General features: G+C 67.1%; 15 protein-coding genes and 2 tRNA genes. 9 read left to right on the forward strand and 8 right to left on the reverse strand.

All coding sequences use genetic code 11. From position 1 onward, the window contains the following. Nucleotides 1-10: 10 nt before the first annotated feature. Together V9K91_RS06455 and V9K91_RS06460 are read right to left on the reverse strand one after the other, a co-directional pair. The gene (locus V9K91_RS06455) at nucleotides 11-2338 is read right to left on the reverse strand and encodes a TonB-dependent receptor (RefSeq protein ID WP_336443279.1); all 2328 of its coding nucleotides are present in this window, start codon (nucleotides 2336-2338) and stop codon (nucleotides 11-13) included. 288 nt (nucleotides 2339-2626) lie between these two features. Then, nucleotides 2627-5179 (reverse strand): Cache 3/Cache 2 fusion domain-containing protein, encoded by a 2553-nt coding sequence (locus tag V9K91_RS06460; RefSeq protein ID WP_336443278.1) that lies wholly within the window; start codon nucleotides 5177-5179, stop codon nucleotides 2627-2629. Nucleotides 5180-5594: 415 nt separating this feature from the next. Here V9K91_RS06460 and V9K91_RS06465 point away from each other — a divergent pair. Further along, nucleotides 5595-5670 (forward strand) — tRNA-Ala (locus tag V9K91_RS06465). Nucleotides 5671-5777: 107 nt separating this feature from the next. On the opposite strand, the gene V9K91_RS06470 is transcribed toward V9K91_RS06465, so the two are convergent. The 5 genes from V9K91_RS06470 to V9K91_RS06490 form a co-directional block, all read right to left on the reverse strand. Beyond that, entirely contained in the window at nucleotides 5778-6914 is a 1137-nt protein-coding gene (locus tag V9K91_RS06470) for an alpha/beta hydrolase (RefSeq protein WP_336443276.1), read from the reverse strand. Nucleotides 6915-6953: 39 nt separating this feature from the next. Beyond that, nucleotides 6954-7115 (reverse strand): hypothetical protein, encoded by a 162-nt coding sequence (locus V9K91_RS06475; RefSeq protein WP_167693303.1) that lies wholly within the window; start codon nucleotides 7113-7115, stop codon nucleotides 6954-6956. Between the two features lie 69 nt (nucleotides 7116-7184). After that, nucleotides 7185-7550 (reverse strand): response regulator, encoded by a 366-nt coding sequence (locus V9K91_RS06480; protein ID WP_336443275.1) that lies wholly within the window; start codon nucleotides 7548-7550, stop codon nucleotides 7185-7187. 61 nt (nucleotides 7551-7611) lie between these two features. Continuing rightward, nucleotides 7612-8241: a response regulator gene (locus tag V9K91_RS06485; RefSeq protein ID WP_336443274.1), complete on the reverse strand. Its 630-nt coding sequence runs from the start codon at nucleotides 8239-8241 to the stop codon at nucleotides 7612-7614. Next, nucleotides 8241-9698 carry an ATP-binding protein gene (locus tag V9K91_RS06490; protein WP_336443273.1) on the reverse strand — a complete coding sequence of 486 codons (1458 nt, stop codon included), beginning with the start codon at nucleotides 9696-9698 and terminating at the stop codon, nucleotides 8241-8243. The genes V9K91_RS06485 and V9K91_RS06490 overlap by 1 nt, the downstream gene beginning before the upstream one ends. Nucleotides 9699-9941: 243 nt before the next feature. On the opposite strand from V9K91_RS06490, the gene V9K91_RS06495 reads away from it, so the two are divergent. Genes V9K91_RS06495 through V9K91_RS06505 form a run of 3 tightly spaced genes read left to right on the forward strand, consistent with a single transcriptional unit; the run spans nucleotide 9942 to nucleotide 11507 of the window. Next, nucleotides 9942-10460, forward strand: a complete 519-nt coding sequence (locus V9K91_RS06495; RefSeq protein ID WP_068853304.1) for a DNA starvation/stationary phase protection protein — start codon at nucleotides 9942-9944, stop codon at nucleotides 10458-10460. A gap of 34 nt (nucleotides 10461-10494) precedes the next feature. Continuing rightward, nucleotides 10495-10992, forward strand: a complete 498-nt coding sequence (locus V9K91_RS06500; RefSeq protein ID WP_336443272.1) for a peroxiredoxin — start codon at nucleotides 10495-10497, stop codon at nucleotides 10990-10992. Beyond that, a complete protein-coding gene (locus V9K91_RS06505) occupies nucleotides 10989-11507 on the forward strand; it encodes a DsbA family protein (protein WP_336443271.1) in 519 nt (172 codons plus the stop codon). Before V9K91_RS06500 ends, V9K91_RS06505 begins: the two co-directional genes overlap by 4 nt. A gap of 78 nt (nucleotides 11508-11585) precedes the next feature. Here V9K91_RS06505 and V9K91_RS06510 read toward each other — a convergent pair whose 3' ends face one another. After that, nucleotides 11586-12404: a helix-turn-helix transcriptional regulator gene (locus tag V9K91_RS06510; RefSeq protein ID WP_336443270.1), complete on the reverse strand. Its 819-nt coding sequence runs from the start codon at nucleotides 12402-12404 to the stop codon at nucleotides 11586-11588. A gap of 74 nt (nucleotides 12405-12478) precedes the next feature. Here V9K91_RS06510 and V9K91_RS06515 point away from each other — a divergent pair, with 74 nt between their 5' ends. The 5 genes from V9K91_RS06515 (at nucleotide 12479) to V9K91_RS06535 (ending at nucleotide 15767) form a co-directional block, all read left to right on the forward strand. After that, nucleotides 12479-13666, forward strand: coding sequence for a YbfB/YjiJ family MFS transporter (locus V9K91_RS06515; protein ID WP_336443269.1), 1188 nt, complete (start codon nucleotides 12479-12481; stop codon nucleotides 13664-13666). Between the two features lie 162 nt (nucleotides 13667-13828). Further along, a tRNA-Phe gene (locus tag V9K91_RS06520) sits at nucleotides 13829-13904 on the forward strand. A gap of 110 nt (nucleotides 13905-14014) precedes the next feature. Next, on the forward strand, nucleotides 14015-14482 hold the full coding sequence (locus V9K91_RS06525; RefSeq protein ID WP_184126559.1) for a hypothetical protein: 468 nt from the start codon (nucleotides 14015-14017) through the stop codon (nucleotides 14480-14482). Between the two features lie 77 nt (nucleotides 14483-14559). Then, nucleotides 14560-15099 (forward strand): lipocalin family protein, encoded by a 540-nt coding sequence (locus tag V9K91_RS06530; protein ID WP_068853316.1) that lies wholly within the window; start codon nucleotides 14560-14562, stop codon nucleotides 15097-15099. A gap of 182 nt (nucleotides 15100-15281) precedes the next feature. Further along, nucleotides 15282-15767 carry an LEA type 2 family protein gene (locus V9K91_RS06535; protein WP_336443268.1) on the forward strand — a complete coding sequence of 162 codons (486 nt, stop codon included), beginning with the start codon at nucleotides 15282-15284 and terminating at the stop codon, nucleotides 15765-15767. Nucleotides 15768-15782: the final 15 nt, after the last annotated feature.

Consider the following 15782-nt stretch of genomic DNA (forward strand, 5'->3'; position numbering starts at 1 on the left):
TTTCAACCGCTTACCAGTTGAGGTTCAACGAAACGCCTACAACGCGCGGTTCGTTGTACACCGCCGCCATGTAGTTCTCGATCACGCCCTTGAGGTTCTTCTCGTTGGTGATGTTGCGCGCGAACAGCGCCGCTTCCCATGCCCCGTAGTTGCCCGAGTAACCCAGCTTCAGGCCACCTTCGAAGCTGCCCTTGGAGTTGAACTCGGCCGAGTCATACAGCACGAAGCTGGTATAGCCCTGCTTGTTCCAGTCGGTGGACACGAAGAACACGTCGCTGTCGTTGACCGGGAAGTCGTAGCGCGCAGCGAAGTTCAGGTTGTACTTCGGCGCGTTCGGCAGCGGGTTGCCGTTGATCTGGGCGAACGTGTTGGCGCCTACCTTGATGGTCGGGTCATTCACGGTGCACACCACCGCGCCGTTCAGCGCGCAGACCTGCGCATACACGCGGTCATCCTGGATTTCGCTGTGCAGCAGGCTCACGCCGGCGCTCAGGCTCAGGTTCGGGATCGGGCGCAGCTCCATGTCCGCTTCCAGGCCGTAGGCCTTGGCTTTGTCGGCATTGAACAGCACGCCGTTGCCGTTGGAATCGTTGCCGTTGAGCTGGATGTCGTTGACCACGTAGGTGAACGCGGTGGCGTTCATGCGCAGGCGGTTGTCCCACAGGCTGCTCTTCACGCCCGCTTCCCAGGACAGGATGGTTTCCGAATCGGCGGTGGTGAAGTCCGCGTTGAACACCGCCGAACGGCCTTGGATGGTCGGGCCGCGGAAGCCACGCGCCACCTTGGCGTACACGCTCACCTGCGGGTTGAACGCGTACATCGCGCTCACGTCCCAGCTCGGGGTGGTGTCGGCCATTTCCACGTCGGTACGGCCACGGTAGGTGACCACCCCGGCGGCCGTATCAGCGGTCTTCAGCAGCCGGGTACGCTTCTCGTCGCGGGTCTGGCGCAGGCCGGCGGTCAGGGTGAACTTGTCGGTCACGTCATAGCTGACCTGGCCGAAGCCGGCCCACGAGGTATTGGTGTTGCGCAGGCGCACCCAGTTGTTCGGGTTACGCGCAGCGCCCTGCAGGAACCAGGCGCGCTGGTAGAAATCGGTGGTGTCGCGGCCATCGAAGTAGAACGCGCCCACCTGCCACTTCAGGCGGTTGTCATCGGCATTGGCCAGGCGCACTTCCTGGGTCCACTGGTCCAGGTCGCGGATCTGCCCCATCGACTGGCCATACCCGTTGGGCACGCCGTTGACCGGGAAGTTGGCCGCCGCGCCACCGTCGGTGTCACCGCGGCTGTAGCCGGAGGTGGTCTCGTAGGCGGTGATCGAGGTCAGCGAAATGTTGCCGAAGTCGTACACGGCCTTGACCGAGCCGCCGTAGGTCTTGTACGCCTGCGGGTTGTTGTCGGCTTCGTCGTAGGCCACCTGGTCGCGCGGCGCATCGGTGGTGTTGGAACCCTTGGTGATCGCGTTGCGCAGGAACAGGGTCGAGGTGCCTTCGTAGTCACGGGCGTGCGCCGAGGCCAGCACCGAGAACGCATCGCTGGGCTGCAGCAGCAGCTGGGCACGCACGTTGCGGTCGTCGAAGCCGCCCATGGCGTTCTTCTTCGGGGACACCGTGCCATCGGCGCTGGGGCCGGAGTAGGTGTTGTCTACGTAGTCGTCGCGGTGCTGGTACAGCGCCGACACGCGGAACGAGGCGATGTCGTTGATCGGGCCGCCGAAGCCGCCGTCCACCGACACGCTGCCGTAGCTGCCGTAGCTGGCCTGCACGCGGCCGCTGTAATCCTGGCTGGGCTTGATGCTGTCGAACTTGACGATGCCGGCGGTGGTGTTGCGGCCGAACAACGTGCCCTGCGGGCCACGCAGCACTTCGATCTGGTCCACGTCATACACCGGGTTGGACTTCAGCACCACGTGCTCCAGCACCACGTCATCCTGGATGATCGACACCGGCTGCGACGCACCCAGGTAGAAGTCGATGTTGCCCAGGCCGCGGATGTAGAAGCGCGGGAAGATGCGGCCGGTGGTGGTCTCGGCGTAGAAGCTCGGCACCCGGCCACTCAAGGCCAGCAGGGTGTCATCGCCGCCGGCGGTGTAGTCGCGCAGGCGCTCGCCCTGGACCACGCCGACCGAGACCGGCACTTCCTGCAGGTTGCGCTCGCGGTGGTCGGCGGTGACGGTGATGGCGTCCAGCGAGGTCGGGCTGGCGTCCTGCGCCAGGGCGGCGCCGCTCAGCCCGAGCAGCGAAATGCAGGCCAGCGCCAGCGCGTGGGGGCGCGGCTGCCGGGCGGTGCGGAAGGAAGCGGTTGCGGCCGAAGCGGTGGTGGTGCGATGGGCGGACATTCAGGGGTCTCAGGCGTTGCGGATCAAGGTGGCGCACGCGGCGCGCGGATGAACACCCACGGCACCGCCGTTTGCGCGGCGATGCGGCAAGGTATTGCGTTCGTGTTGCAAAGGAGTTTCAGGGCGCTGCGGGGGACGGCCTTCCGTTCCCTACCCTGGTGTGCTGGCTGAGCCGCCGGAGTTCGTGCGGCGGATTATGCCGGATCCGTTGCAGACCCGGCCATACCTGTTCCATTTGATCCGGCGGTGGCGTCTGCGACTCCCCATCGCAGACGCCACCGCACCCGATCAGGCCGCAACGCGCTCCCTGCGCGCGGGCTGCGCGTCGGCCAGGCGGAACTGCCCGACCGATTGCTGCAGCTCGGACGACTGCGCGTTCAATGCACGCGCAGCGGCCGAAGCCTCCTCGACGAGGGCAGCATTCTGCTGGGTCACACCATCCATCTGCACGATGCCCTGGTTGACCTGCTCGATCCCTGCCGCCTGTTCCTGGCTGGCGTTGGCGATCTCTTCGATCAGCCCGCCCAGCTCCCCAACCGATGCCACCACGCGCTGCAGGGTCTGCCCCGCCTCGCTGGCCAATGCGCTGCCGTCGGCCACCTGGGTCGCCGACGCGTCGATCAGCGCCTTGATCTCCTTGGCCGCACTGGCCGAGCGCTGCGCCAGCGCGCGCACTTCCGAGGCCACCACGGCAAACCCTCGGCCTTCCTCGCCCGCGCGCGCCGCTTCCACCGCGGCGTTGAGCGCCAGGATGTTGGTCTGGAACGCGATGCCATCAATGACGGTGGTGATGTCGGCGATGCGGCGCGACGACGCTTCGATGCCGCCCATGGTCTCCACCACCTGCGCCACCGCGTTGCCGCCCTGCACCGCCACCTCGGCCGCCTCCGCCGCGAGGCGGTCGGCGCGACGTGCGTGGTCGGCGTTCTGCTTCACGGCAGCGGTCAGCTCTTCCAGCGACGCGGCCGATTCTTCCAGGCTCGCGGCCTGCTGCTCGGTGCGCTTGGACAGGTCGTCGTTGCCGGCGGCGATCTCCGCCGACGCCGTGGCGACCGACACGGCCGCCTGCTGGATCCCACCAACGATGCGGGTCAGCTGTGCCACGGTCGCATTGGCATCGTCGCGCATGGTCGCGAACACGCCCTGGAACTGACCCTCGATACGGCCGCGCAGGTCGCCTTCGGCCAGCGCACGCAGCAGCCCGGACAGCGCGCTGAGGTTGCGGTCGGCCGTGACCATCAGGGTATTGAGCCCTTCGACCATCACGCGGAAGTCGTACTGGTAGGCCTCGGCATTGCCACGCACGCTGAAGTCGCCGGCGGCGGCGGCCGCCACCAGGTGCTTGATCTCGCCATTGATCGCCTGCAGGCGGTCGCGCACGCCATTCACCGCCTCGGTGATGCGCGCCTTTTCGCCCGGCAGCTGCTCCATCGACTGGGACAGGTCGCCATCGGCGTAGCGGCGCACCAGGTCCACCATGCGCATCTTGACCCCGATATGCGCGGCGACCAGTTCATTGGTCCCGGTCACCATGGTGCCGAACTCGCCCTCGAAGCGGCTGGCATCGATGCGGTGGCTGATCGCCCCTTCGGCATGCCGCTGGCTCATTTCGTTCTGCGCCTGGATGATCTCGCGCAGCTTGGCCTGCATCTGCTGCAGCGCGCCCATCAGGCGGCCGACCTCGTCCTGGCTGTGCACCACGATGCGCTGGTCCAGGCGGCCCGCCGCGACGTCGCGCGCGACCTGCCCGGCCTGCGCCAGGGGGGCGCTGATGACACGACGTACCACGACGATGAGCGCCACGATCACCGCGAGCAGGCCCAGGCCGGACACCACGCCGATCTGCAGCATCAACTTGTGCAGCACGGCCTGCAGCACCGAGGTCGGTTCCAGGCCGAGTACCGTCCACTGCCACGGGCCGTAGGCCTGGGCGCTGACGAAATAGGTCTGCGGCGCGGCGTCCTTGGCGGTACGCAGGTGCAGCGTTGCCTGGCTGGCCTTGCCGGCCAGCAGTGCCTCCAGCGTGGCCTGGTCGGCCGGGTCCACCAGCGAGGACAGGAGCTCGCCTTCGCCGGCGAACGACGCCATCACCGTACCGAACTGGTCGCCGGCCTTGGTGTTGACTGCCAGGAAGTGACCTTCCTTGCCCAGCTTGGATTCGCGCAGGCGCGCCTTCAGCGCCGCCAGGCCTTCGGTGTAGTTCTGGCCGACGAAGGCGATCGCGGCAACCTCACCGGCGGCATCCTTGATCGGCATGTAGTGGGTCATGTAATCCACCCCGAACAGCCGCACCGGACCGGTGTACCCCTCACCTGCGATGACCTTGGCATAGGCCGGGCTGGCGTGGTCGAGCACCGTGCCCATGGCACGTGCGCCTTCGGCGTTGCGCACCGAGGTGGACACGCGCACGAAATCGTCGCCATCGCGCACGAACACCGTGGCGACGCCGCCGCCAGTGGCTTCGGCAAAGCGGTCCACCGTGGCCTCCTGCAGGTTGAGCACCTCGGTGCCGAACTGCAGGGTCGGGGTCTGCCGTTCGCCCACGGTCACGGTCTTGGCCGCGTCTACGCTGACATCGCCGGCGGGCAGCATGCCGCGGAAGATCCCGGCCATGCGCTGGGTGCTGTCGCTCAGGCTGCGGTCGTACAGTTCCACCGAGTCGCGCATCAACTCGGTGGACGACTGCAGGCCAGCTTCAACACGCTGCTGGTAGCTGGTTGCGGCCTGGCGGTAGATCAGCACCGCCAGCGCCACGAAGGCGACGGTGGTGATCAGGCCCATCAACAGCGCCAGGCGCGCGCCGATGGAGGTAGAGAAAACGGTGGCGGCACGGGTCGTCATCGTCGGTACTCGAAGGTGGGGGTTGGATTGAGAGATACGTCACAGTTCTTATCGGCACCGAAGTGGTCCTCTTTACGTAAAAAAAGACAGAAACATTGGAGCTTTCGTTTTGCCTAAGCGATTGATTTCAAAGCGATGTCTCCCGAGCGCATCTTCACAAAGCCGGACATTCGTTCAGATAAGGGGTCAATTTCCTCAAGTTCAGTGGGGTGCTGCCGCCAACGGCACTCCCCTGCCGGGCCTTAGGCCGGAAACCGCCTTCCTTGAACAAGGCGCCGGGGTTGCGCAGATCGCGGCCGGCTGCACTGGGTTGAGTAATGCAGGTTCGCAGATGCAGTGCTGGGCCTTGGCAGCCCGGGGTGCGCAGCGCTACACTTGATCGCATCGCGGTTCCCAAGCCGTGTTGCAGTACACCGGGGCCATAGCTCAGCTGGGAGAGCGCGTCGTTCGCAATGACGAGGTCAGGAGTTCGATCCTCCTTGGCTCCACCACATTCCTGCCGCCGTCCTCTGGATGGCTGCCAAACGAAAAAGCCACCCATCGGGTGGCTTTTTCGTTTGTGGGTCTCCGCGCAGCCACGCAGGGCGTGGCTCTACCATCAAGGCACCTCAGCGGGGCCGTCACCCGCGCGCTCTGCGATGGGGCGTACCTGCTGTACGAGGGTGAGCAGGGTCTTGCCCGGTTCTTCGATCATTACTTCGTGCGCGGACTGCTCGAACCAGACCAGCTGCTTGGCCGGCGCCTTTACGCCCTGGAGCCACTCCGCCGCGAGCTCGGACGAGACGTTGTGGTCGTGCCGGCCTTCGAACAGGAACACCGGAACCTTCAGTTCCCGAACCGTGGTCATATCCAGGGTCAGCACCTCGCTGAGCAGGTGCTGCATCGAGAAGTCGTTGCCCTTCCACACCTGGGCCACGTCATGGTCGGTGTACTCCGGCGAAAGCCTGATTGCGGCCGCCTCCGCATCGCCGCCCCTGCGGTTGTGCACCATGCCGCCGTAGTGGTTGAGCCACTTCCGCTGCTTGAACAGCTTCTCAAGCGGCACGGGTTGGTTTCCCTGTGCGTAGGGCGCCAATGCTTCCAGCTCGGCCACCGCTTCGGCGTTGCCATCGGTCCGTGCCTGCTGGAGGGTCCACGCAAAACCACGACGCTCGCTTTCCGGCGCATTGGAGATCTGCCCGATGCCGATGTAGGCATGCAACCACTCGGGCCGGCGCTGGGCCAGCTCCAGACCCAGGTAGCTTCCCCACGATTGGCCCAGCACGAAGATCCGCTCCTTGCCGAACTCCCTGCGCAGCCAGGCCACCATTTCCTCGCTGTCGGCGATCATCCGTTCGCGGGTCATGGTCGGAGCGACCACCTCAGGGTCATTGGCCGCGTAGGTCTTGCCTGCACCGCGCTGGTCCCACTGCACGACCGTGAAGTACTCCTCCCAACCGCGCTGGAAATACCAGCTGGTGGGCATCGCCACCCAACCGGGTCCGCCGTGCAGCATCAGCAGCACCGGGTTGCGGCGGTCGTTGCCGCGGATGGAGACCCACTGGTCGATGCCGCCGATGCGGACCTTCTGCAGCCGCTCAATGCCGTTGTCGGCCACGACCTTGCGCAGGTCGGCAATGACCTTCACTGCCTCGGCGCGGTTGTGGGGCGCGGGGCCCGGCGGCTCAGCTGCCTGCGCCGGGACGCTGAACCCTGTTACAGCAAGCCAGAACAAGCCGGCAACCCAACATTTCATCGGCGTAGACACCTTTGCAGGAGCGGAACGCCGATTGTGTCATGCGTCCGGATTGTCCTTGATCGGCGGGCGCCGGCTTTCGGACTGACGGACGCTCTCATCGGTCTGGCCCGGGCGGGCCTTGGCCGCATCTTCCTGCTTCCGGTCCTGCTTGGCTTCGTCAACGCCCTGCTGCTTGCCGGGCTGCTTTTCGGTGTTCATGTGCGTGCTCGTGGTGGCCTGCCCCCTTGGGCATGCCTGCACCCTAGCGGCGGTCGCGTGATGCAGTGGTCATGAGGTGATCGCCTCCTCGATACAGCGCAGCATCGCCTCGCCGTCCACCGGCTTGACCAGGAACGCGCGACCGCCCCGCTCCATCACCCGCGCGCGCAGCGCATCGGTGGGAAACGCGGTCATGAAGATCATTGGAAACGCGCACCCGCGCGCCAGCAGTTCGGCCTGCAGCTGGTCGCCACTCACCTGCGGCATCTGCATATCGGTGAGCAGGCAGTCGGGTGCGTCGCCCTCATCGGCCAGGAACGCCGCTGCCGAAGCATAGGTGCGCGCTTCGTGGCCCAGCGAGCGCACCAGGCTGGACAACGACTGGCGGACCCCGTCGTCGTCATCGACGATCGCAATGCGGTAACTCGGCTTCATGGGGCCTTTATGCCCGATCCGGCCGCGCGCCGGAACCATACACAGGTTTGTGCTGGCCGGTTCAGGCGGTGCCGGTGCCCACGCCCAGTGCCTCTGCGTGCCGTACCAGGTCGGCCAGCGAGCGCACGCCCATCTTGCGCATCACGTTGCCGCGATGGATTTTCACGGTGATCTCGCTCAGGTGCAGCACGCCGGCCACCTGTTTGTTCATCAACCCGGCCACTACGTGCGCCATTACCTCGCGCTCGCGCGGGGTCAGGGTGGCGTAGCGCGTTTCCAGCGAACCGCGCGCGGCCATGTCCTGGCGGCGGCGGGTGTCGCGCTCGATCGCGGCGCTGACCGCATCCAGCATGTCCTGGTCGCGGAACGGCTTGGCCAGGAAATCCACCGCGCCGGCCTTCATCGCGCGCACGGTCATGGGAATGTCGCCGTGCCCGGTCATGAACACGATGGGCAGGTGGATGCCCTGCGCGGCCAACTGGCCCTGCAGATCCAACCCGCTGATGCCCGGCAGGCGCACGTCCAGCACGATGCAGCCAGGCACGTCCGGCAGCACCGCCTGCAGCAGGTCCGAAGGCGCGCCCAGCACACGGGTCTGCAGCCCCACCGAACGCAGCAGACTGTCCAGCGCATCGCGCACGGCGGCATCGTCATCGACCACCACGACCAGTGGCGGTGAGGGTAGGCTCATCAGGCGCGTGCTCCTGGGGGATGGGTGGCCAGCACCAGCCGGAAGGTGGCGCCGTGGCCGGGTACGCTCTCCACCGACAGCCGCCCGCCATGGGCTTCGGCGGTGGACCGGCAGATCGCCAGGCCCATGCCCATGCCGTCCGGCTTGGTGGTGAAGAAGGGTTGGAACAGGGTGTCCAGGTGCGCGCTGTCGATGCCCGGGCCGCTGTCGGCAATGCTGATGGCCACTTCGCCGGGCGCGCCGGGCTGCGCCTCCACCACCAGCTGCCGCGCGTTGGCCTGCCCGGCCATGGCCTGGCTGGCGTTGATCAGCAGGTTCACCAGCACCTGCTGAAGCTGCACCGCATCACCGTGCACGGCGGGAAGGTCGGCGGTCACTGCCACGTGCAGCTGCACTGCCTCGCGGTTGAGTTCGTGCTGCACCAGCCGCACCGCGTCTTCGATCAGCAGGGAGGCATCGAGCGGTTCGCGCGGCGTGCTGCGTTTGGCCAGGAACGCGCGGACGCGTTTGACGATCTCACTGGCACGGCGCGCTTCTGTCACCGTGCGGGTGATGGCGGCCTCCACTTCGTGCAGGTCCGGTGGGTCGCGGTGCAGCCAGCGCAGCCCGGCCTCGCCGTTGGTCACCACCGCCATCAGCGGCTGGTTGACCTCGTGCGCCAGCGAAGCCGTCAGCTCACCGAGCGTGGCCACGCGCGTGGCGTGCGCCAGTTCGGCCTGCGCGCGCAGCGCGGCATCCTCGGCCCGGCGGCGCTCGGTGACGTCGGTGTGGGTTTCCATCACGCCGGTTGCGCGCCCCAGGCCATCGCGCTGGATCACCCAGCGGCTTTCCAGCACGCGCCAGGCGCCGTCGCGGGTGCGCTGCTCCAGCGTGCCTTCCCAGCTGCCCAGTTGCAGCAGGGTGGCCTCCACCTCTTCGCGCGCCCGCGGGTAGCGGGTGGACAGCAGGACATCGGCCACGCGGCCGATGGATTCCTCGGCCGACCAACCGTACACCTGCGCGGCCGTGCGGTTCCAGAACGTGATCACCCCGCTGCGGTCACGCACGAAGATCATGTCGTGCGACAGATCCAGCAGCGTTGCCTGCCCGCGCAGGCGCTGCATCGCGCCCTGGTACTGCAGTGCCAGCAGCGCGGTGATGATGATCGCCGCGAGGCTGACCAGCGCGCGGAAGGTCTGCGCGCCGACATGGTTCACCCCGTGCGAATCCAGGTAGGCGATGAGGGTCAACCCGATGCCGGCCACGGCAGTGATGACGATGTCGGCGCGGCGCCCGGTGCGCGCCACCAGCAGCACCGCCACCACGTACAGCACCGCTACTGCACCTTCCAGCGTGGTGAGCACATCGACCAGGAAGATCCCCAGCGTGAGCAGCGCGGCAGCGGCGCGGAACACGGTGCGGCCGCGCAACGTGGACGCCGCGGCGGCGCGTGGGCGCGTGGGAGTCGAGCTGGGCACCACGGTCTGGCCTCCTGGCGGGGGCGCAGTCACCTGCGCCGGGGTGAGCCCAGTATCCCCCGCACCCGGGGGCGGCAGATCCCCCCAAAGAGGGATGCGCCGGCAGGTGGCCCAAACCAAGGTATGAGCCGGGGAAACGATGGCGCAATGTTCCCGCCGGCCCCCGCTGCCTAGTCTGGATCCATCGGCTCCCCCGCAGCACCTGCGGCCCGGGCCGCCTTCCCCCGCTACCGGAGAGCCGCCATGCACGATGTTGTCGCCCCATCCCGCCAGACCGCCCCGCTGCGCACGCCGTCCGACCTCAGCCTGCAGGCCGGCAAGGACATCGCCGGCGCCCTGACCGTGCTGCTGGCCGATGTGTTCGCGCTGTACCTGAAGACCAAGAACTTCCACTGGCACCTGTCCGGCCCGCACTTCCGCGACTACCACCTGATGCTGGATGAACAGGGCGAGCAGATCTTCGCCACCACCGATGCCATCGCCGAACGGGCGCGCAAGGTCGGCGGCACCACGCTGCGCTCGATCGGGCAGATCCACCGCATCCAGCGCCTGCTCGACAACGACGCGGACTACGTGACCCCCGAGGACATGCTGGCCGAGCTGGCCGACGACAACCGCCAGCTCACCCGCTTCCTGCGGGCCACCCATGGGGTGTGCACCACCCACAACGACGTGGCCACCACCAGCCTGATCGAGAACTGGATCGACGAGGCCGAGCGCCGCAGCTGGTTCCTGTTCGAAAGCACCCGCCCCATCCGCTGATCCACGCGCTGTTTCGTTCCAGCAGGAGGCTGTCATGTCCGCTGCATCCCGCATTTCATTGCCGATTGGCGCGCCCGCGCCCGCGTTCCAGTTGCCCGCCACCCCGGACCAGCGCGTCAGCCTGGACGAGCTGCGCGGCCACCCGGTGATCCTGGCGTTCTACCCCGCCGACTGGAGCCCGGTCTGCGGCGACCAGCTGGCGCTGTACAACCAGCTGCTGCCCGAGTTCCACCGCAGCGGCGCGCAGCTGGTGGGCATCTCCGTGGATGGAGTGTGGTGCCACGCCGCGTTCGCCGAGCAACGCCACCTGCACTTCCCCTTGCTGGCCGATTTCGAGCCAAAAGGCGAGGTAGCCCGCCGCTACGGCGTGTACCGCGAACAGGACGGCGTCTGCGAGCGCGCGCTGTTAGTGATCGATGCCGAGGGCATCGTGCGCTGGAGCTACATCTCCCCTTTGGGCATCAATCCCGGCGCCGACGGCATCCTGGAAGCGCTGTCGCAACTTCCCTCCACCGCAGGAGCAGCGTCATGAAAGGTCTGTCGATTCCCGTCAGCGCGCAGGACCACAGCCAGGGTCCGGCCGATGCGCCCATCACCCTGGTCGAGTACGGCGACTACCAATGCCCGTACTGCGGCGAGGCGTATCCCATGCTCAAAGCGGTGCAGCAGGCACTGGGCGACCGGATGCGCTTTGTGTTCCGCAACTTCCCCATTTCCGAAATCCACCCGAACGCGCTGCCGGCTGCGCGTTTCGCCGAAGCGGCCGCTGACGCGGGGGTGTTCTGGGAAGCGCATGACCTGCTCTACCAGAGCCAGGATGCATTGAGCGCGCGCGACCTGCAGGCCTACGCCAAGCAGCTTGGAGTGGACCCCGCGTTGCTGCAGGCCGCCGACAACGGCGCATTCGATGACCGCATCGAACGCGACTTCATGGGCGGCGTGCGCAGCGGCGTCAACGGCACCCCGTGCCTTTTCATCAATGGGGTGCGCTACGACGGCGCCCGCGATGTGGACAGCCTGGTTGACGTATTGACCGAACGCGCGTGATCCGTTCCGCCGGCGCGCCGGGGTCTCCCCTCCCCCACCCCGGGCGCGCCGGCACCTGCCGGGGACCGGCCGCTGCGCTCAGCCCGGTTGTCGTGCCCTTCGCCATTGCAACGGGCTCATGCCCGTCTCGACGCGGAACATGTAGTTGAACGCGGATGCCGAGGCATAGCCCAGCTCATGCGCGATCGCCGTCGGCGAACGCCCCTGCGCCAGCCACTCGATCGCGCGCAGCAGGCGCAGCCGCGTGCGCCACGTGCGCAGGCTCATGCCGGTTTCGCGCTCGAAATGCCGCGCCAGCGTGCGTGGCGACGCGCCCAGCACCCGCGCCCACTCGTCCACGCCGCGCGCATCACCGGGCTGTTCATGCAGGGCCTGGCACCAGCGCTGCAGCCGCGCATCCTGCGGCCACGGCAGGTGACGCACATGCTGGCGCTGGCGGCGCAGCTGCGTGGTGACCAGCGCGCTCAGATGCGCGTAGTAACCTGCATCGTCTTCCGGCCGCACCTGCCCCAGCTCCACGATCAACTCGCGCAGCAGCGGCGACACATCCAGCACCGCGCACCGGTCGGGCATGCCCAGCGCCGGATCATCGGCCACGTAGAGGTTGCGGAACGCAGCCGCACTCAAAGCACCGGTGTGATGGACCATGCCGGTAGGCACCCACAGCGCCTGCTGCGGGGTGATCACGTGCCGCGCATTGCGCGCGGTCACCTGCAGCACACCGTGGGTGGCGAACACCACCTGGTTCCAGTCATGCGCATGCGGCGGGAAACGCTCGCCGGCGGCCAACTCCTGGCTGCGTGCCATCACGGGCCAAGGCAGCGCGCGCAGCGGCGGGACCGGGACTTCCTTCCAGGGGCCGGCGGCGGACGAGCCTTCGTGGCGACTGATCGACATGATCCGACATTCTATCGAAAGACAGCCGCCGCGCACCTGATCGACCATGGACGCGTCCCTTTCCGGTTCCACGCATGTCCACTTCCCTCGCCTCCTCCACTGCACGGAAACCCTGGCAGGTCATCGCCGCCGGCATCTGCGCGCTGGTGCTCACCGTCGGGCTGGCCCGCTTCGCCTACACCCCGTTGCTACCCTTGATGCGGGTGGATGCCGGCCTCAGCGCGGCGCAGGGCGGCTGGCTGGCCACCTTCAACTACCTGGGCTACCTGCTCGGCACCCTGCTGGCGGCGCGCGTGGGCGACATGCAGCAGAAATTCCGCTTCTACCGGATTGGGCTGGTGCTCGCGGTTGCCGCCACAACGCTGATGGGGACCACTACGCAGCCCTGGCTGTGGAGCCTGCTGCGCTTCGTGGCGGGTATGTCCAGCACCGCCGGCCTGCTGCTGGCCTCCGGGCTGGTGCTGAACTGGCTGCTGGGCAACCGGCAACGCCCACGCCTGGGCCTGCACTTCGCCGGGCTGGGCCTGGGCATCGTGGTCTCCGGGCTGGCCACCGGCCTGCTTGCCGGGCACGCCGACTCCAGCGCGCAATGGCGCTGGCTGGGCCTGCTTGGCCTACTCTTCCTGGTTCCCGCCTGGTGCTGGATGCCGGCCCCCACCCCGACCTCTGCCGCACAGGCCGCACAAGCGCCGCCCCCGCCCAGCCGGCGCTGGCGCCAACTGCTGGTGGCGGCCTATTTCTGCGCCGGCGTCGGCTTCGTGGTCAGCGCCACCTTCATCGTGGCCATTCTCGAACAGACCCCCGCCTTCCGTGGCCACGGCAGCGCGGTGTGGGTGCTGGTGGGACTCGCGGCGGTGCCATCCACGTTCGCCTGGGACCGCATCGCCGCGCGCATCGGCCTGATCCGCGCCCTGATGCTGGCCTTCGCACTGCAGGCCGCGTCATTTGTGCTGCCGCTGCTGGACACTGGTCTGGCCGCCGGACTGGGCAGCGCATTGCTCTTCGGGCTCACCTTCGCCGGCATCGTCAGCCTCACCCTCACCGTCGTCGGCCGCCACTATCCACACAACCCGGCCAAGGCGATGGCCAACCTCACCCTCAGCTATGGGGTAGCGCAGATCCTGGCGCCGGCGCTTGCCGGCACCCTGGCCCGCAGCAGCGGCAGCTACCAGGCGTCGTTGCTGCTGGCGGCCATCTTCATGGCCTTGGGCATCGTGCTGCTGGCCGCCATGCCCGGTGACGCTCACGACCACGCGCGCTGATGAACAGCAATTCATGCGCGGCCCACGCCTGCGATCAAGCACTTAACGCGCCATACCAAGGCCGCAGCAACGAATGTGAAATTTTTTTGTCGAAACGCTTGCCGAACCCCGTAGACCTCCGTATTATTCGCGTCCTCGCCAGCGGCAACGCAGCGATGAAGTGGCCGAGTAGCTCAGTTGGTAGAGCAGGGGATTGAAAATCCCCGTGTCGGCGGTTCGATTCCGTCCTCGGCCACCACAAATCTAAAAGACCTGCAGAAATGCAGGTCTTTTTTTTTGCATTGCTGTAGTGGCATTGCAGGCAGCCACATGCACAATGCGGACACCGTCATTGAACAAGGATGTCCCATGCGTGTTGCTTTGCTTCTGCCGTTCCTGCTGCTCAGCGTTGGTTGTGCGCACCAGACGGCGATGACCGCCCCCAACGCGCCGATGCCGACGGTGACGCCAGGCTGGATCACCCCCGCCGAAGCCGTCTTCGCCGCCAACGAAGATCCGCAGCGCGGCATCAGTGGCACCTTCGTGTTCACCGTCAAGAACACCGACGTCACCGAAGACCGCATCTACCTCAACAGCGAACGCGACTACCGTCATCAGCTTGCGTTGAACGTGTCGCTGGATGCCAAGCAACGCGAAGCACTGCAGAAGCAGCTGGGCATGCCGCTGGAATACCTGGTCAACCGTCGCCTGCTGGTACAGGGCACGGCCCGCCGCACCACCATCGCGTTCACCCACGACGGCAAGCCCTCCGGCAAGTACTACTTCCAGACCCAGCTCCAGGTAAGCGACCCGCGCCACGTTCGTTTCGCACCCTGATCAGCACCGGCTGACAAAACCTTTACACCCGCCAACGTCCTCCCCCCTAAGCTCGGGCCTCCTGCCGGGAGACACCCATGCGCCTTCGCCCTGCCCTGTTTGCTGCTGCACTGTTGTTGACCTCCGTCACCACCCACGCGGTGGAACCGGTGCGTTCAGTGCCTGCGTTGGACATGGGCCGCTACGCGGGCCAGTGGCATGAAATCGCGCACCTGCCGGTGTCGTTCCAGAAGAAATGCGTGGGCGACATCACCGCTACCTACGCGCTGCGCGCCGATGGCCGCATCAGCGTGCACAACGCCTGCCGCACCGGCGATGGCGAGCGCATCGCAGCCGAGGGCGTGGCGCGGCCGGTGGAGGGCGAACCGGGCCAGCTGCAGGTGCGCTTCGTGCCGGACTGGCTGGCCTGGGTGCCGCTGGTATGGGCTGACTACTGGGTGATCGCGCTGGACCCGGATTACCAGTGGGCGGTGGTGGGCGACCCGGACCGCAAGTACCTGTGGATCCTGTCGCGCTCGCCTACGATGGACAAGGCACTGTTCGCCAGCCTCAAGGCCCGGGCCGAAGCGATGGGGTATGACCTTGCGCCCCTGAAGGTGATGGCCCCGGTGGATTGATCACCGGCGCGCCTGAAACCTGAATGCACCTTCGCTTGTCTTAGGATGCGTATCGACCAACGGTCGATACCTACCGGCCTGTGTCCCACGGCCGGTAGCAGCCGCACCCCCTACACCCGCACAACTACCATACGCCGTAGTATGCTCTTACTTACGCGGCACCTGCACGAGGATTTGCGCCCATGTTCCACCGCCTCCGTACCGTCCTTACCGTTGCCCTGCTGGCCGGCACCGCCGTTGCGCTGACTGCCTGCAACACCAACGTCAAGCGCGTCTCGCCGCCGGCTGCCAGCGTGCAGCAGCTGACCGTGGGCGCCAATGGCAACTGGACCCTGGCCCTGCGCCTGCAGAACTTCAGCTCCATGCCCATGACCTTCGACAGCGTGGAGCTGCAGATGCAGGTGGGCGACCAGGATGCCGGCAAGGTGAGCGCACGCCCGGCCATCTCCATCGGCGGCGTCTCGGCCGATGTCATCAACGTGGAACTGCAGCCCTCCTCGGCCGCGCGCATCGTGGTGGCCGACGCCCTGGCCGGCAACCGCACCCTGGGCTATTCGCTGAAGGGTTCCGTGGCCGCCACCCCGCAGGAAAAGAAGCAGCGCAGCTTCGAGATCGACAGCCGCAGCACCCTCAACCAGGCCCCCGGCCTGCCCGGCGTGCTGCGCTGACCCCAACACCGCTTC

The sequence above is a fragment of the Stenotrophomonas sp. CCNWLW57 genome (assembly GCF_037203925.1).
Lineage (GTDB): Bacteria > Pseudomonadota > Gammaproteobacteria > Xanthomonadales > Xanthomonadaceae > Stenotrophomonas > Stenotrophomonas rhizophila_A.